13 protein-coding genes and 1 riboswitch are annotated in these 17,815 nt (G+C 66.9%); of the genes, 9 read left to right on the forward strand and 4 right to left on the reverse strand.

What is annotated here, in order from left to right; all coding sequences use genetic code 11:
* Positions 1–47 precede the first annotated feature (47 nt).
* Together C8J43_RS05460 and C8J43_RS05465 are read right to left on the reverse strand one after the other, a co-directional pair.
* On the reverse strand, positions 48–1,223 hold the full coding sequence (locus C8J43_RS05460) for a Xaa-Pro peptidase family protein (RefSeq protein ID WP_133030092.1): 1,176 nt from the start codon (positions 1,221–1,223) through the stop codon (positions 48–50).
* Complete coding sequence (locus C8J43_RS05465) at positions 1,220–2,455, reverse strand: FAD-dependent oxidoreductase (protein WP_243645433.1); 1,236 nt, start codon at positions 2,453–2,455, stop codon at positions 1,220–1,222. The genes C8J43_RS05460 and C8J43_RS05465 overlap by 4 nt, the downstream gene beginning before the upstream one ends.
* A 76-nt stretch (positions 2,456–2,531) precedes the next feature.
* Between C8J43_RS05465 and C8J43_RS05470 the strand changes: the two genes are divergently transcribed.
* The 7 genes from C8J43_RS05470 (at position 2,532) to pnuC (ending at position 10,865) form a co-directional block, all read left to right on the forward strand.
* Positions 2,532–3,458 carry a dihydrodipicolinate synthase family protein gene (locus C8J43_RS05470; protein WP_133030094.1) on the forward strand — a complete coding sequence of 309 codons (927 nt, stop codon included), beginning with the start codon at positions 2,532–2,534 and terminating at the stop codon, positions 3,456–3,458.
* A complete protein-coding gene (locus tag C8J43_RS05475) occupies positions 3,458–4,456 on the forward strand; it encodes a 4-hydroxyproline epimerase (protein ID WP_133030095.1) in 999 nt (332 codons plus the stop codon). Before C8J43_RS05470 ends, C8J43_RS05475 begins: the two co-directional genes overlap by 1 nt.
* 63 nt (positions 4,457–4,519) lie before the next feature.
* Positions 4,520–5,173, forward strand: a complete 654-nt coding sequence (locus tag C8J43_RS05480) for a GntR family transcriptional regulator (RefSeq protein WP_133030096.1) — start codon at positions 4,520–4,522, stop codon at positions 5,171–5,173.
* A gap of 19 nt (positions 5,174–5,192) precedes the next feature.
* Positions 5,193–6,602, forward strand: a complete 1,410-nt coding sequence (locus C8J43_RS05485) for an amino acid permease (RefSeq protein WP_243645434.1) — start codon at positions 5,193–5,195, stop codon at positions 6,600–6,602.
* A 40-nt stretch (positions 6,603–6,642) separates the two neighbouring features.
* Positions 6,643–6,752: riboswitch (TPP riboswitch) on the forward strand.
* A gap of 126 nt (positions 6,753–6,878) precedes the next feature.
* A complete protein-coding gene (locus tag C8J43_RS05490) occupies positions 6,879–9,134 on the forward strand; it encodes a TonB-dependent receptor (RefSeq protein ID WP_133030765.1) in 2,256 nt (751 codons plus the stop codon).
* A 1-nt stretch (position 9,135) separates the two neighbouring features.
* Positions 9,136–10,290, forward strand: coding sequence for a phosphotransferase (locus tag C8J43_RS05495; RefSeq protein WP_243645435.1), 1,155 nt, complete (start codon positions 9,136–9,138; stop codon positions 10,288–10,290).
* Positions 10,287–10,865 (forward strand): nicotinamide riboside transporter PnuC, encoded by a 579-nt coding sequence (pnuC, locus tag C8J43_RS05500; RefSeq protein ID WP_133030098.1) that lies wholly within the window; start codon positions 10,287–10,289, stop codon positions 10,863–10,865. Before C8J43_RS05495 ends, pnuC begins: the two co-directional genes overlap by 4 nt.
* Here the strand turns inward: pnuC and C8J43_RS05505 are convergent.
* Positions 10,848–12,386 carry a hypothetical protein gene (locus tag C8J43_RS05505; RefSeq protein WP_133030099.1) on the reverse strand — a complete coding sequence of 513 codons (1,539 nt, stop codon included), beginning with the start codon at positions 12,384–12,386 and terminating at the stop codon, positions 10,848–10,850. The two genes, pnuC and C8J43_RS05505, sit on opposite strands and share 18 nt — an antisense overlap.
* Positions 12,386–13,804, reverse strand: coding sequence for a DUF4139 domain-containing protein (locus C8J43_RS05510; RefSeq protein WP_133030100.1), 1,419 nt, complete (start codon positions 13,802–13,804; stop codon positions 12,386–12,388). The genes C8J43_RS05505 and C8J43_RS05510 overlap by 1 nt, the downstream gene beginning before the upstream one ends.
* Positions 13,805–14,030: 226 nt before the next feature.
* Here C8J43_RS05510 and C8J43_RS05515 point away from each other — a divergent pair, with 226 nt between their 5' ends.
* Together C8J43_RS05515 and C8J43_RS05520 are read left to right on the forward strand one after the other, a co-directional pair.
* Complete coding sequence (locus tag C8J43_RS05515; protein WP_133030101.1) at positions 14,031–16,715, forward strand: TonB-dependent receptor; 2,685 nt, start codon at positions 14,031–14,033, stop codon at positions 16,713–16,715.
* Positions 16,715–17,815, forward strand: coding sequence for a Ca2+-dependent phosphoinositide-specific phospholipase C (locus C8J43_RS05520; RefSeq protein ID WP_243645436.1), 1,101 nt, complete (start codon positions 16,715–16,717; stop codon positions 17,813–17,815). Before C8J43_RS05515 ends, C8J43_RS05520 begins: the two co-directional genes overlap by 1 nt.

Raw genomic sequence — 17,815 nt, forward strand, 5'->3', positions numbered from 1 at the left:
TGGCTCTGGATCCTGGGTCGAGCCCAGGATGACGGGACGGCGGCCCCTCAGCCGAACGGGCGGTCGATCGAGGGTTGTGGGTCTGTGAACCAGGCGGCGCCGGTGTCGGTGACGTGGAAATGATCCTCCAGCCGGATGCCGAAGCGGTCGGGCACGACGATCATCGGTTCGTTCGAGAAGCACATCCCCGGTGCCAGCGGCGTACGATCGCCGCGGACGAGATAGGCCGGTTCGTGGATCGACAGGCCGATGCCGTGGCCGGTGCGATGCGACAGGCCGGGCAGGCGGTAGTCGGGGCCGAGCCCGGCTTTCTCCAGCACTGCGCGGGCGGCATAGTCGATCGCCTCGCACGGCACGCCCGGCTCGACCGCGTCGAACGCGGCGGCTTGCGCCTCGTGTTCGATGTCCCAGATCGCGCGCGCCTCGTCGCCGACATTGCCGAACGCATAGGTCCGCGTGATGTCGGAATGATAGCCCTCGACCTGACAGCCGGTGTCGATCAGCACGAGCTGGTCCTCCTGGAGCAGCTGGTCGCCGGGGATGCCGTGCGGGAACGCGGTCGCGTGGCCGAACTGGACGGCGCAGAAATACGAGCCGGAGGAGCCGATCGCGCGGTGCGCGTCGTCGATGAAGCGGATTACTGCACTGGCGGCGATAGCGGGATGGAGGATGCGCGCGGCGCGGCGCTGGATGTCGAGCGTCATCGCCTTGGCCTGGCGCAGCAATGCGAGTTCGGCGGGGCTCTTGATCATCCGGCACGCGTCGATCACCGACGCGCCATCGGCAACATCGAGCCCGGTGGCGGCGAGCGCGCTGGCCATGCCGTAGGGAAGCTGCGGGTCGAGCAGCAGGCGGCCGCCGACCGCGTCGGCAACCAGCGCGTACGGGCTCTCGTCCTCTTCCCAGAGCCGCAGGTCGGCGTCGATCTCGACCGCGGCCTCCAGCGAACCCTGTTCGAAGCGCGGGCAGATCAGGATCGGCTGGCCCTTTACCGGCAGCAGCAGCGCGACCAGCCGCTCGGTCGCGCCCCAGGGTACACCCGCGAAATAGCGCAGGCTCGCCCCGGCGCCGATCAGCAGCGCGTCGGCGCCCGCCGCCTCGGTCAGCGCGCGCGCCTTGTCGAGCCTCGTGGTGCGCTCGGCCAGCGTGATCGGTGGCGCACGGTCAGCCCAGGGGGCGATGGATGCCAGCTCGTCGGGTATCGATGATCCGCCGATGGTCATGCGTCAGGTCCTTTTTTACCGAAGCGGTCGAGGTCGAATGGCGCGAGCGGCACCGCCGGGGTCTCCTCCGCCAGCATCGCCGCGACGAGCGTCGCGGTCACCGGCGCGAGCGTGAGCCCGAGATGCTGATGACCAAAGGCATAGGCCAGATTCGCGTGACGCGTCGAGCGGCCGATCGCGGGGAGATAATCGGGCAGCGTCGGCCTGGCCCCCATCCAGCGCGTGAACGGCCCCTCGATCGGCAGGCCGAGCGATCGGACGTGATGCTCCAGCCGGTCCCATTTGCGCGGATCGGGCGGACCGTCGGGATCGCCGAGCTCGACGAAGCTCGCCGCCTGGACGCACTCGGCATAGCGCGTGACGATCATCGAGCGATCCTCGAACACGACCGGCGGCAGGTCGGCCGGCCAGCCCTCGGCGCGCGCGCGGATATGATAGCCGCGCTCGGCGATCATCGGCACGCGGTAGCCGAGCGGTTCGAGCAGTGCGCGGGAGCGGACGCCTGCGGTCACGAGTACCCGATCGACATCGTGGCCGATGATGACGATCCGTCCTGAATCGTCGGCCAACCGCGCCGCCTGGCGGACGATCCGGCCACCGCGTGCCTCGACCGCGGCCTCCAGTGTCGTCGCGAGCATGCGAAGGTCGGCGATCTGGCCGCTGCCCGTGAAGCGGATCGCGCCGCCGACCGGATCGGCGAGAAAGCCGAGCCGGTGCAGCACCTCGGGATCGGCGTCGGCTATCCGTGCCGTGCCGATCGCAGAGCGCGACCAATGGGTGCGGCCGGCGCGTGCAGTTTCGGGTGTATCCCAGACGACGATATGACCGTCCTCGCGGAGCAGGTCGCGCGCCCCGAGCGTGCCGACCAGATCGCGCCATGCGGGCATCGCGCCGGCGAGCAGTGGCGTCAGCGCCGCAGTGCCCGCCGCGAACTTCGCCGGGGTCGACGCCGCCACCAGTCGTGCGGCGAACGGCAGCCAGTGCGCCGCCATCGACACCGGCAGTCCCAGCGCGCCGCCGACGCTGAACAGACGCTTGGGTACCGAGCGCACTGCGGCGGGCGAGGCGAGCGGCTCGACCTGTTCGACCGCGATGTGCCCGGCATTGCCCCAGGATGCGGCGTTGTAATCGCCATCGCGTTCGAACACACTTACGTCATAGCCGCGGTCGAGCAGCGCGACGGCGCAGCACAGTCCGACCACGCCGCCCCCCACGATACCGATCGTTTTCAATCCAATCTCCTGTTGCACGGCGCTTAACGAATTCGTATACGGTATATATCTTGAAACGCAGGAAGGTCGATACCGAATGTCTGTCGAATGGAAGGGCGTATTTCCGGCCGTAACGACGCAGATCCGCGAGGACATGAGCGTCGATCTCGCCGACACCCAGCGCGTTGTCGACGACCTGATCCGCGACGGTGTGACCGGGGTGATCGCACTCGGCACGGTCGGCGAGAATAACTCGTTCGACTATGATGAAAAGGTCGAAGTGCTCACCGCGATCGTCGAGGCGGTCGATGGCCGTGTGCCAGTCATCACCGGCGTCTCGGAATACGACACGCGTCGTGCCGTCCGCTATGCGCAAGCCGCCGAGAAGGTCGGGGCGGACGGCCTGATGCTGTTGCCGCCGATGGTCTATGTGCCGAAGCCGCATGAACTGGTGGCGCATTTCAAGGGTGTGGCGGAGCAGGTCGGCCTGCCGATCATGCTGTATAACAACCCGCCCGCGTACCGTACGCTGATCGACAACGACGTGCTTGCCGCGCTGGTCGATGTCGCGAACATCGTCGCGGTGAAGGAATCGGCGCCGGACACGCGGCGTTTTACCGACGTGAAGACCGCGTTCGGCGATCGCTACGTGCTGTTCGCCGGGCTCGACGACGTCGCGCTCGAGGGGCTGTATCTGGGTGCGCAGGGCTGGGTGTCCGGGCTTACCAATGCATTCCCGCGGGAATCGGTCGAGCTGGTCAACGCGTTCGCGCGCGGCGATCATGCCAAGGCGATGGAGATCTATCGCTGGTTCATGCCCTTGCTCCATCTCGATGCCGAGCATGATCTGGTCCAGTCGATCAAGCTCGCCGAGCAGGTCATGGGGCGTGGCTCCGAACGCGTCCTGCCGCCACGCTATCCGCTGATCGGCGAACGCCGTGCCGAGGTGATCGCGATGGTCGAGAAGGCCGCATCGACCCGCCCGACATTGACCGCCGCCGAGCCGGCGCTAGCATCCGACTGATGCGCCACACTTTCTTCTGCATCGACGGCCACACCGCCGGCAATCCGGTCCGCCTCGTCGCGGGCGGTGCGCCGTTGCTGAAGGGCGCGTCGATGTCGGAGCGGCGGCAGGATTTCATGAACCGGTTCGACTGGATTCGCACCGGGCTCTGCTTCGAGCCGCGCGGGCACGATATGATGTCGGGCGGGTTCCTCTACCCGCCGACCCGCGACGATACCGATATCGGCATATTGTTCATTGAAACGAGCGGGTGCCTGCCGATGTGCGGGCACGGCACCATCGGGATGGTGACGTTCGGGCTCGAACATGGGCTGATCCAACCGGCCGTACCGGGCCGGTTGCGGATCGAGGTGCCTGCGGGCGTTATCGACGTGGCGTACGAGACTGATGGCGCAAAGGTGACCTCGGTGCGGATCACCAACGTGCCGGCGTATGTCGCGGCACGCGGGATCGCGGTGGATATCGAGGGCATCGGCCCGCTCAACATCGATGTCGCCTATGGCGGCAATTACTATGCGATCGTCGAGCCGCAGGGACGCTATACCGGGCTCGACGACCTCGGCGCGGCGGAGATCATCGCGCTCAGCGGCCGCGTTCGCGAGGCGGTGCGGGCACAGTTCGAGCCGATCCATCCACTCGACCCGACGATCCGCGGCGTCAGCCACGTGCTGTGGGCCGACGTGCCGTGCACAGATGGGGCGGACGGTCGCAACGCGGTATTCTACGGCGACAAGGCGATCGACCGCAGTCCGTGCGGCACCGGCACCTCCGCCCGCCTGGCGCATCTCGCTGACACGGCACGGTTGTCGGTCGGCGACCGGTTCGTACATGAGAGCTATATCGGCAGCCGCTTCATCGGGCGCGTCGAAGCCGAGACCATGCTGGGCGATACGCCGGCGATCATCCCGTCGATCGAAGGATCGGCGATCGCGACCGGGTTCAACACGATCTGGATCGATCGCGACGATCGCTTTTGGAACGGGTTTCAAGTTTCGTGAGCTATATTTCATGAAGTGTGGGCTATGCAGGGGGCGCAATCCCGTCCCCGGAGCCTTCCGTCTATGAGTATCGTCGTCCGCACCCTGTCCGAGCAGGTGTTCGAGATCGTTCGCGAGCAGATCGTTACCGGCAAGCTCGCCGGCCACACCGCGATCCGCCAGGATGCGTTGGCGACCGAACTCGGCGTCAGCAAGATCCCGCTCCGCGAGGCACTGGCGCGGCTCGAGCAAGAAGGGCTGCTGACCAGCCACCCGAACCGCGGCTATTCGGTCCAGCCGATGTCGGCGGACGAGGCGAACGATATCTTCGCGTTGCGGCTGGCGATCGAACCGCAGGCTGCGGCCTATGCCGCGACGGTCGCTAACGACGACGATCGTGTCGCGGCTATCCTGGCGTTCGAAGAACTGGACAGCGCCGCGAGCGAGCGGCTGGCCGAGGTCGCGATCCGCAACCGCGTGTTCCACACCGCGCTGGTCCGTCCCGGCCGCCGCCTGCTGACCACGCAGATGGTCGAGCGGCTGGCGATCCTGGCGGAACGCTATGTCGTCGCGCATCTGCGCCCGGCGGGACGCGAGGATCGGGCGCATCTCGAGCATCGCCAGATGCTCGACGCCTGGCTCGCCCGCGACGACGATCGCATGCTGGTGCTGCTGACGAGCCATATTCAATCGACGCTGACCGATCTGCGCGCGCAGTTCGACACAGCGCGAGACTAGAGACCAACCGGGGATGGGCATGTTTGGACCGCGTAAATCGTTCGAATCGTCTGCCCATAACCGCGAACACAGCCTCGCCAAGACGCTGAGCTGGCCGCATCTGATCGCGCTCGGGGTGGGCGCGATCGTCGGCACCGGTATCTATACGCTAGTTGGCGTAGGGGCGGAACGCGCGGGGCCGGGCGTCATCGTCGCCTTCGTGATCTGCGGCGTGATCTGCGCGTGCGCGGCACTCGCCTATACCGAACTCGCGACGCTGATTCCCGCCGCCGGGAGCGCCTATACCTTCAGCTACACAGCACTTGGCGAGGGTATCGCCTGGGTGGTCGGATGGAGCCTGATCCTCGAATATTCGCTCGCGTGCTCGACCGTCGCGGTCGGCTGGTCGGGCTATCTGGTTGGCTGGATCGAGGCGGCGGGGGTGCACCTGCCGCACGCATTGCTGGTCGGGCCGCATGGCGGCGGGATCGTCAACATGCCCGCGGTGCTGGTGTCGCTCGCGGTGATGGGGATGCTGATCCTCGGCACGCGGCAGAGCGCGACGCTGAACATCGTCCTCGTGCTGATCAAGCTGGTCGCGCTGACCATCTTCGTCGTCTACGCGGCGCCCGCGTTCAAGGCCGACAATCTGCACCCGTTCATGCCCTACGGCTTCGGCTCGACCGAGATCGGCGGCCACAAAAGGGGCGTGATGGCGGCGGCGGCGATCGTGTTCTTCGCATTCTACGGCTTCGACGCGGTCGCGACCTCGGCGGAGGAAACCAAGAACCCCAAGCGCGACCTGACGATCGGCATCGTCGGCTCGATGCTGGTCTGCACGGTGATCTACATGGCGGTGGCGGTCAGCGCGATCGGCGCGCTGCCGTTCACGCAGCTCGCCAATTCGCCCGAGCCGCTCGCGCTGGTGCTGCGCCAGTTGAGCCAGCCGTTCGCCGCGCAGCTGATCGCGCTTGCCGCGGTGATCGCGCTGCCGTCGGTGATCCTGGTGATGATGTACGGGCAGAGCCGGATCTTCTTCGTGATGGCGCGCGACGGCTTGCTCCCGCGGCGGCTGGCCAAGGTCAGCAAGCGGACCGGCTCGCCGACCTTGATCACGTTGCTGACCGGCCTGTCGATCGCGGCGGTCGCGGGGTTCTTCCGGCTCGACGAGATCGCCGAACTCGCCAATGCGGGGACGCTGATCGCGTTCATTTCGGTCGGCGTGTGCCTGATGGTCTTGCGCCGCACCGCCCCCCAACTGCCGCGATTGTTTCGTTGCCCGGCCGCCTATGTCGTCGGTACCGTGACCGTGCTCGGCTGCCTGTATCTGCTCGCGAGCCTGCCGACGTCGACGCTCGTCCGGTTCGTGATCTGGAACGGCATCGGGCTTGCTCTGTACGCGGCCTATGGGCGGCGGAAGAGCGATGCGGGACAGGCCGCGACAAGATAAGCCGATAGCGCTTTCCACCTGCACGCCGACGGACTAAGCGAAGCTATCCCCGGGGGGCCGCTGACGCGCGGCTGAGAGGTGGGCAGCAGCCCATGACCCGCTGAACCTGATCCGGCTTATACCGGCGTAGGGAGGGTCCGCGGCTGGCCCGTCGTCCCTCCGATTGGAGTGGACGTGAGCGTTTTCGGTACTGGTTTTCCGTTTTTGAAGTCTGCGTCGCCATCTTGGCGATCGCATGTCCGGTCGGGCGGGGTGGCGTTGATCTTGTCGGCAACGATGTGCGCCTCGCCGGCGTTCGCGCAAGTCGCCCCCGATCCGGTCGAACCCGCGGAGATCCGCGTCGTCGGCACGCCCGATCCGGCGGGGCTCATGCCCGACCAGCGTACGCCGAAGGCGCAGAGCGCGATCTCCGCAGACTTCATCGTCAAGCAGGCACCGACGCTCAACGCGTTCCAGCTGGTGACGCTGCTGCCGGGCGCGAACGTCGCGTCGAGCGATCCGTACGGCCTCTCGACCAGTTCCAGCCTCACCGTCCGCGGGCTCGGGCAGGACGAGATCGGCGTGCTGATGGAAGGCGCGCCGCAGAACGACATCGGCTATTATTACGCCTATCCCTCGCAGTTCGCCGACCCCGAGAATCTGCGGCGGATCACGCTGGCGCAAGGCGCGGTGGATATCGATTCGCCGACGCTGGGCGGTGCCGGCGGGCTGTTGTCGCTGGCGCTCGACGATCCCAGGGCGCGTCCCGGTGGCCTGGTCGACCTGTCGCTCGGCAGCTACGCGGCGCGGCGGGCGTTCGTGCGCGTCGACACGGGTACGATCGGCAATACCGGGTTGAAGGCGTTCCTGTCCTATTCGAACACCCGCGCCGACAATTGGCGCGGCGCGGGCTACGACACGCGCCAGCATATCGACGCGAAGCTGCTCGAGGAATGGGGCGCCGGCAATCGTGCCAGCCTCGCGCTGTCGTATAACGATGCGAACTCGTCGAGCTACCCGAGCCCGACGCTGGCGGAGTGGAACGCGCAGGGTCGCGGCTTCAACTACGACAAGCGTTATACGGCGGGGAACGCCAACTATTGGCGGCTGTACCGCGCGCCGTTCCGCAACCTCTATGCCTCCGCACCGGTGCATCTGGTGTTGAACGACCGGCTCGCGCTCGACACCACGAGCTATCTCCAGTTCGGCTACGGCAACTCGCCCTACGGCACGCAGCTCACCACCACCGGCAATTTCCTCGGGACCGAAGAGCTGGCGCAGCCGATCGCGCGGCCCGGCGCGGTCGACGGCGTGGTCGACGGCGGGGCGACCGTGCTCGGCAATTATACCGGCGACCAGATGCGGACCGGCAACGTCAGCAAGCTGACCTTCAAGACCGGCGTGCACACGCTCACCGCCGGGCTCTGGTTCGATTACGGCACCGACCGCGTCACGCAATCGTACACGTCGATCGATGCGGACGGGCAGCCGACCGATCGCTGGGGCTATCGCGCGAAGGCGATCCGCACCGCCGATGGCCGCCTGCTCGCCTATGAGAACCAGCGCACCGTCACCGTCACGAAGGGGTTCTTCGTCGCCGACAGCATCGCGGTGACGCCGCGGCTGACGATCGACGCGGGGTTCAAGGGCGTCGACGTGCTGCGCAACGGCCGCAATTACCTGCCGGGGCCGCAGACCGACGTGCGGCTCGACAGCTTCGCGGCGCTGCCGCGCGCGGCGATCCATTACCGGCTCGACGATCGCCAGCAGGTGTTCGCCAACATCACCACTAATTTCCGCACGCCCAACGAGTTCACGCTCTACAACAGCTATGCGGGCGGGGTCGTCGCGACGCAGGGCACGACCGCGCTGAAGAACGAATATTCGGTGTCGCAGGAACTCGGCTATCGGTTCATCGGCGAACAGCTCTCGGCGTCGGTCACCGGCTTCCACTACAAGTTCCGCAATCGTCAGTTGGCGACCGTCATTGACCAGGGCGGTGCGCTGATCAGCGGGACGCTCAATGCCGGTGGGCAGACCTCGTACGGGGTCGATGCAGAGGTCGATTATCGGCCCGTCGCGGGCGTCAGCCTGTATCTCTCGGGCGAGTATCTGCACGCGCGGATCGACGACGATCTGCCGGTGGGCGGGGACTTTCTCGCGACGCGCGGGAACCACGCGGTATCCAGCCCGACGGTTCAGCTCGGTGCGGGCGGCACCTATGACGATGGCCGGTTCTTCGGCAGCGTCGCCTCGAAATATCTCGGCCGGCAATATGCGACGTTCGTCAACGACGAGCGCATCAAGGGCTATGCGACGCTCGACCTGTCGGTCGGCGTGCATCTGGCCGAGTGGCTCGATGGCAAGCGCACCGATCTGCGCGTCAACGCGATCAACGTCACCGATCCGCACGTCCTGGCCGGCGTACAGGCGGTCACCACCAACGCGCAGGACTCGATCGGCCGCAACGGCACGGTGATCGCGGGTACCGCGCCCGCCTATTATATCGGCAGCGGCAGGGCGGTGATGGCGACGGTGTCGCGTGCGTTCTGAGATGACGTCGCTCGCTTCGCCCGCAGGCCACCTCGTCCACGGGATGGGCACCGAATGGGAAGCGCCGACCTGGCCCGCGATCACCGCTGACGATGCGGAAAAGGCGCTTGCACTGTTCCCGAGCGCGGGCAAGCTGACGGACTTGCGCTGGCACTCGCCGCGCCCGTTTTCCGCCGCCGCGCTGGTGCAGATGACGCACGGTGTTTTTTTCCTCAAACGGCACGACCATCGTCTACGCGGGCTCGACGGGCTGGCCGAAGAGCATGCGTTCATCGCGCATCTGACGGCCAACGGCGTATCGGTGCCGGATCTCGTGCGCACCATCGATGGCGCGAGTGCGGTCGCGGTCGGCGAGTGGCGGTACGAACTGCATCGCACCGCGCCGGGGGCGGATCTGTACCGCGACCGGATGTCGTGGACGCCGTTCCTGTCGCTCGACCATGCGCATGCCGCCGGCGTCGCGCTCGCGACATTGCACCGGGCGGCACGCGGCTTCGACGCGCCGGCGCGTCGTCGGCAACCACTCGTCGCCAGCTTCACGATCCTCCCGGCGAGCGATCCGATTACGGCGACCGAAGACTATGTCGCGGCGCGTCCCGCGATGGTGGCATTTCTGGCGGATCGGGATTGGCAGCGGCAACTCGCGCCGCTGTTCGCGACCTTGGGTGAGGGGCTGTCGACCCTGTTGGCCGAGCAGGCGCCGTTGTGGACGCATAACGACTGGCATCCGTCCAACCTGCTCTGGGCGGCAGACGACAGCGTGGCGACGATCTTCGATTTCGGACTCGCCGACCGAACCTGTGCGGTCCACGATATCGCGACCGCGATCGAACGTACCGCGATCCGCTGGCTCGACCTGGGGCAAGGGGCGGACGACGCGATTGGCGATCCGGCAGCGGCGCGCGCGCTGCTGGCAGGCTATGCCTCGGTCGCGCGGCTGAGCCGTGCCCACCTGACCGCGATTCTGCGCCTCGTGCCGCTGGTCCATGTCGAGTTCGCGTTGTCGGAGATCGATTACTTCACGAGCGTCGTCGCCGACCCTGACTCCGCCGCGCTGGCGTGGGACGGCTATCTGATCGGCCATGCAGACTGGTTTCGCTCGGCTGCGGGGCAGGACTTCCTCAGGGCCATCGACGTCGCGGCGAACGATCGATGACCGCGCTCGAGATCGTTGCGGTCGTCGTCAGCTTTGCGGGCATCTGGCTGACCGCGACGCGCCGGATGCTGTGCTGGCCGGTCAGCCTGGTCGCCTGCGCGTTGTATTTCAAACTGTTCCTCGACGTCCGGCTGTATGCCGACATGGTGCTCCAGGCGCTGTTCGGCCTGGCCATCATCTATGGCTGGATCGCCTGGACGAAGGGTCAGGACGATGCGGGCGAAGTCGTCGTCGCGCCGCTACGTCCAGGCCGATTGGCCGCGGGGCTGGCGGCCGGCGCGGTCGGCGCGGTCGCAATCGGGTGGTTCACCAGCCGCTACACCGATGCGGCGCTGCCGTGGATGGATTCGGGTCTGACCAGCTTCAGTCTGGTCGCGCAATATTGGACCGCGCGCCGCCACGCCGCCAGCTGGCTGCTGTGGATCGCGGTCGACAGCCTCTATGTCGGGATGTTCGTGTTCAAGGGATTGCTGCCGACCGCGGGACTGTACGCGGCGATGATCGTGCTGGCGGTGGTCGGCTATCGGCGTTGGCGCGCGGCGGGCCGTAAGGACGCCTCAATAGCCATAGCCTAAGGTCACGGTTCCGTTCGCCGGCACAGTCGCTGTCCAGGTCTGGACGCCGTCGACGCGAGGGAGCGCGGCGGTTGGCGCTTCGAACGCCTTCTGCCCGGCGCCGCCGATCCCGATCTCCACCGCGACGGGAAACGGGTTGGCGTTGCTCAGCGTGACGACGGCGTGGCCCGTGCGGTCACCGACCTGGCGCACGAGAACCCCCGGGCTTGTGCCTGCCGCTAGCGTGAAGTGCTGGCCGGTGGGGGTATCGGCAGCGCGACCGAGGCCGATCAGTCCGCGCGCGCCGTCACGCTCGACGTATAACGCGGTCGAGCCGGCGGGGAGGGGCAGGCCAAGCCCGGCGCGCGTTTCGTTTTGCATGCGCAGTTCGATCCGGACCGGCGTCTCCGCGATCGTCTGGCCGGGAAATACCTGGCCGCGATAGCGCCGCTCGAACGGGACGTGGGTCCTGCTGAGCAAGGCGACCTGTTTCATCTGGTTCGCGGCGACCGTGACGGGCTCGGGTACGCGGTAAAGTTTCAGGTCGCCAAGGTCCTCCGGCGGGGGTGGCGGCGGCGGCGGAGGTGCTACCGGAGCTGGTGCGGCTCTCATCATCACCGGCGCTCCTATCAGCGACCCGGTCACGACGATGTCGTCGCGCTCGGGCGCATCTACGGTCTGGAGATCCGACGTCGTGGTTCCGAGCGGATAGCAGTCGAGGCGGAGACGCGCGACGGCGGCGCGGTAGGCGCGGATCTCGCGGCGTTCGAGGCGACCCGCGACGACCTGGACATCGGCGTTCGCGAAGCTCTCCGCATTGCCGTTGGCGAGCGTCATCCACGCGAACAGATCGAGCGTGCGGCCATCGGCGGCGATCGTCGCGACATAGCTCGCCGCCCAGTCGAACTCGGACGCGAGATACGAGATGGTGACCGTCGCAGTCGTCGCGCGCGGACTGCGGGTCGTCACGCTGAGTACCGGCTGCGCCGACAGGCCGGCTGGAATCTTCGCGTACACCGGTCTTTCGGGAAGACCCGAACAGCCGAGTGCCTCGACGCCCTGCGCGGTCCGCACGACGACGCCGCCCGCCGGCCCGGCGACGATCACGGCATCCTCGCTACGCACCGCGCCGGTCGCGCGCGACGTGCGGGTCAGCGTGACGTGGCGGCCGAGCGAACCGTCGATCAGCGCGGCCGGCGACAACAGCCGCGCATCGCGGTTCTTCTCGACCGTGCCGCCGGGCAGCCCGGTTATGATCGCACTGGCGGGTATGATTCCGCCCGCGACCCCTGCGAACGTCACGACCGCTTCGCCTGCCGGCAGTCGTATCGTCCGGGTCTCGGTCACCACCGCGAAACCGCCGAGATACCGCAGATTTGGTGCCTGACCGCGTTCGCGATGCGGGTTGCGATAGACCGTGACGGAGACGTGCCGCGGGGGCGACGCGGCGACGGTCTTTGAGGTCGGCATATCCGCTTGCGCCGTGACGGGCATGACCGGAACGCCGACCAGCATCGCCAGCAGGGCGACGACACCGCGCATCAGTTGCGGGTGTCGAAGCTGGCCGTGACGACCGACGTTCCGTTAGCGGGCACCGTTACATGCCAAAGAGCGCTGTCCGCATTCTGGCGCTCGCTCTTCTGGCTCTCGGCCTGAACGCGCGTATCGGTCCACGACCAGTCGAGCCCCGCCTGGATCAGGTCGACCACGACCGGCTTCGCGCGCGCGTTGCTGAGCGTGTAGCGCATCGTCGTGCGCCAGTGGTCTTCGGACAACCTGGTATGGGCTTCCACGACCGGCAGCACCTTCACGTCGAACGCGTCGCCGGTACGCAGGCTGATATCCGAGCCTTGCGGGGTATGCTCGATGCGGTTCTCGCCGGTGAATTGCGGCTGGCCGCGCTGATCGCGGACATAGACGCGGACCGTCCCGGCGGGCAGCGCATCGCCGAGGCCGCCGGCGGCCGAATTGGCGAACCGCAGCATGCTGCCCGCGCTTTGCGGTTCGGTCTGCGTGCCGAGCCAGGCGTTGCGATATTCGTAGCCCGCGCTGGCCTTCGCGCCCTTGACGTCGAGAAAGCCGACCTGCTTGGTCTGCTTGTCCGCGATCGTGGTGCGCTCCTTGAGCGGATAGAGGTAGAAATCGCCGAGCTGTTCGCGGTTCGCGCTTTCGGTGCCGGCGCGCCGCATCGGCGCAGGGCGGCGGTTGGGGCGGAAGGTCTGGTTGTCGTCGTCGGAGGCGACCTCGCCCGCGACGAGCAGTGTCTTCGCGCTGTCGAAGCTGGTGCCGGTCGCGTTGCGCAGCGTGATCCATCCCTGCACGTCGATCGTGCCGGTCTTGTCGTCGAACAGCGTGACATAGTCCGCCTGCCAGCCGAGCCCGCGCGTCAGGTACGACAGCGTCGCCAGCCGCGACCCGGCGCGCGTGCTCGCCAGCGTCACCGACAATGTCGGCCGCGCGCGCAGAGTCGTCGGGATCTTGTCGAAGATCGCGCGCACCGGCAGGCCGTCGTCGCGCAGCACTTCGATATGGTCGGCGATCTGCAGCACCACGCCGCCGTTGACCGCGAGCACCTTCGCCCGCTCGCGCGTTTCGGCTCCGGTCGCGGGATTGGTCCGGACGAGCGTGATCGTCTCGCCGACCGCCTTTTCCATCAGGCTCGACGGGGTCAGCAGGTCGTAATCGAAATTCTGTTCGACGACGGTCGTGTCGGGCGCGCTCAGCGATACCGTTTCGGGGCGGATCGTCGCGCTGACGTCGGGGAAGGACTGGCGCGTGCGACCGGCGGGGAGATCGAGGCGGCGGATATCCTGGATGAGTGCGATATCGTTCGTGTAGATCGTCGCGGAAACATCCCCCTGCGCCGACCCGCTGGCTGGCACCGGGGGATCGGATTGCGCGATCGCGGACGTCGACGTCGAAACAGCCAGCAACAAGACTGCGATGCGTACCGTGACCATGTGATCGTCCCCTTTGGCGGCAGCATGACGGAGCGGCGGGACGACGACAATGCATAGCTTCGCCCAACGTCGCGAAACCGGCGCCGCGGTTCGACCGGATAAAATGTACGATCGGGCGAAACATTGCCGTTCGTAACGAGACTGTAGCAAAGCCTTCGCGAAACTGACCCGGAACGGACCTAGTGGCGCCGGTGGTGGCACAATGGCCGCAAGGGACGTCATTTCAATGCGTAGTTTCAAAGGCCTGCTTCGGGCATCGGTTTCGCTCATCCTGGTCGCGGGTGCCGCTACGGCACAGGCGCAGACAGTACCAGCAACGGCGCACGACCAAGCAGCGGTCGATCCGCAGACGGGCACGACCGCGGGCAGCGACGACACCGGCGAGATCGTCGTCACCGGCACCTACGCGCGCAGCCTGAAGGCGGCGACCGAGACCAAGCGCCGCGCCGATTACGGCGTCGACTCGATCAGCTCGACCGACATCGGCAAGTTCCCGACGCAGAACGTTGCCGAGGCGCTGCAGCTGGTGCCGGGCGTGACGATCACGCGGCCGCGCGGCGAGGGGCTGTATGTCAGTGTCCGTGGCCTGGGGCCTCAGTTCCAGAGCACGTTGCTCAACGGCAGCACGGTCGCGCTGAACGACCTGATCGAGAATGGCGGCGCCAATGGCCGCCAGTTCCGCTTCGAGATGCTGCCCGCCGAATTCACGTCGAGCATCGATGTCGTCAAGACGCCGACCGCGAACATGACCGAGGGCGCGCTGGGCGGCAATATCGACGTGAAGACGTTCCACCCGCTCGATGTCGGCACCAAGACGACGGTCAATCTGCGCGGCACCTATACGAGCCAGACCGACAAGGTGAAGCCGAACGCGACGCTGATCACCAGCTTCGCGAATTCGGCGGGCACGTTCGGTATCCTCGCGGGCGCGCAATATTGGGCGAAGTCGGTCCGCAACGATCGCTTCATCAACTTCGGCTGGAACCTGGACAAGTTCACGTCGGCCGCCTCGGGCGGGCTGCCCGCCGGGCTGTACACGCCGACGCGGACCCGGCCGACGATCGAGACCGAGGATCGCAAGCGGATCTCGGGCATGCTGTCCGCGCAATGGAAGCCGAATGCGGAGTTCGAGACCACGTTCGACGTCCTCGCGACCCGGCTCGACGTCGCCTATGACGAGTTCGGTCTCGACGTGTATCCCGACGATTCCAGCGTGTCGGGGCACCGGCCGGTGATCGTTCCCTCCAGCGTGAAGCTCGACGGCGACACGGTGATCGCCGCGACGATCAACGACGTGCGGTTCATGGCGTCGCGCGAATACAGCCTCAACCGGCACGACCTGCTCAACATCGGTCTGCGCCAGACCTGGGACTCCGATGCCTGGCATGCATCGGGCGCGGTCAACTGGTCGAGCGCGCACAGCTATCACCCGAACTACGACGAGGGCACGGTGCGCAGCCGGGCGATGTTCTTCGCTCCGCTGACCTATGATGCGTCGGCCGGCTACAAGGCAATCCCGACCTTCACCACGCCGGTCGATCCGACCAACCCGGCGAACTACCAGCTGTACCAGTTCAACATCGCGCCGAAGAACAGCAAGGACTGGGATTTCTTCACGCGCGCCGATCTCGCGCATGATTTCGACGGCTTCATCACCAAGCTGGCGGCGGGCGGCGAGTATCACTGGCGCAAGCGCGACTATGCGCGCCGCGACTTCATCGTCAATCCGGCGCCCAACACCCCGTTGTCGAGCCTGGGGACGGGCGCGTACGAGCAATTGCCGTACGACGATTTCCTGAAGGGTGTTCCCGGCAACACGCTGCGCAACTTCCTGGTGCCGGTGACGCAGGCCTATCTCGACAAATTCTTTACCCCCGCGGTGCAGGCGTCGGCGTTGACCCCCGCGGATCTGCGCTCGTCGTTCGTCGTTACCGAGAAGGTGCTGGGCGCCTATGCGCGCGCCGATTACGGCTTCGATGCCGGAAGCGTGCCGGTCACCGGCAATATCGGCATCCGCTATGTCCATACCGACCAGGTCGCGAGCGGCACGTTGACGACGGGCAACGTCGCGACGCCGGCGAGCTTCCCCAAGACGTTCAACAACTGGCTGCCGAGCTTCAACCTGCGCGCCGAACTGACGCACGACCTGGTCGGCCGTCTCGCCGCCAGCCGCGTGCTGACGCGGCCCAACGTCACCGACAGCGCGCCGCGGATCACCGTCTCGACCGACGCGCCGACCGCGAGCGGCGGCAATCCGCAGCTGGTGCCGTTCCTCGCGACGCAGTTCGACGGCTCGCTCGAATGGTATTTCAACCGTGCGGGGTCGCTGACCGGCGCGGTGTTCTACAAGGCAATGGACGACTACATCACGCAGCAGAACGTCAACATCGACATCCCCGGTCGCGGCTCGGTGCTGCTGTCGACGCAGGTCAATGGCGGCGATGCCAAGGTGTACGGCGTCGAGGCGGCGTACAACCAGGTTTTCACGTTCCTGCCCGCGCCGTTCGACGGGTTCGGCGTGCAGACCTCGTATACGCACACCTCGGTCAAGGCGAGCTACACCGCGGGCGCGCGCCCGATCCGCGACGAACTGATCGGACTGTCGAAGAACAGCTTCAACATCGTCGGGTTCTACGACAAGGGGCCGCTGTCGACGCGGCTGTCCTATGTCTGGCGCGACCGCTATCTGTCGGGCACCGGCAGCACGACGCAGGCGCCGGTCTACACCGCACCGTTCGGGTCGCTCGACGGCAACATCTCGGTCAAGGCGAGCGACTCGGTGACCTTCAGCCTGGAGGGGATCAACCTGTCGGGCGCGCATCTCTACACGTATAACGACGACGAGAACCGCTTCGGCGAGATCAACTATTGGGGCCGGACGATCCTGTTCGGCGTGCGGGCGCAGTTCTGATGCGCGCCCGTCATGCCATGCTCGCCGCGCTCGTCCTCGCCAGCGGCGTCGGTGCGCAGACCGCTAAACCGCTGCGGATGAACGACATCCAGGTCGTCGGGTCGCACAACAGCTTCAAGGCGCAGATCCCGGCGGCGGTGATGGCCGCGCTGCGCCAGCGCGATCCGAAGACCGCCGCCGCGCTCGATTATTATCATCTGCCGCTGTCCGCGCAGCTCGACCAAGGCTTGCGGCAGATCGAGATCGACATCTTCGCCGATCCCCAGGGCGGCCGGTATGCCAACCCCAAGGGCGAGCAGATCGCCAAAGCGGCCGGCGAGAAGACCGCGTTCGACCGCGCGGCGATGCTGCGGCCGGGCTACAAGTCGTTTCACGTTCCCGACATCGACTATATCTCGACCTGCGTGACGTTGCAGCGCTGCCTCGGGGAGGTGACCGCGTGGTCGCGCGCGCATCCGCGGCACCTGCCGATCATGATCACGATCAACGCCGCCGATACGCCGCAGTCGCCGTTGGTGGCGGCGCCATTGCCGCTCGACGACGCGACGCTGCTCGACTCACTCGATCGCGAAATCCGCCAGGCGATACCGGGACGACGGCTGATCGTGCCCGATGAGGTTCGGGGCGACGCGGCGACGCTGGCAGGCGCGGTGCACGACAAGGGCTGGCCAACGCTGGAGGCCGCGCGAGGACGGATCTACATCCTGTTCGACGTGCGGCCTGCGGTGTCGAATGCGTACCGGGTGGGCCATCCTTCGCTGCGCGGACGGGCGATGTTCGGCTGGTATCCCGACGGCGAGCCCGAGAGCGCGATCCAGATCGTCCAGGATCCGCTGGTCGATGGCACGCGGATCCGCGATCTCGTCAAGGCGGGCGTTATCGTGCGGACGCGGACCGACGCGAACACCGTCGAGGCGCGGGCGCACGACCTGACCAAGGCAAAGGCGGCGGCGGACAGCGGCGCGCAGGCGGTCAGCACCGATTATTATCCGGGCGCGCCCGATCCGGCGGGGCTGAAGTTCGCGGTGACGTTGCCCGGCGGCGCGATGGCGCGGTGCAATCCGGTGCTGGTCACGACGCCTTGCAAGGTTGCGCCCTGA

The organism is Sphingomonas sp. PP-CE-1G-424 (assembly GCF_004341085.1).
In the GTDB taxonomy this organism is placed as follows: domain Bacteria; phylum Pseudomonadota; class Alphaproteobacteria; order Sphingomonadales; family Sphingomonadaceae; genus Sphingomonas.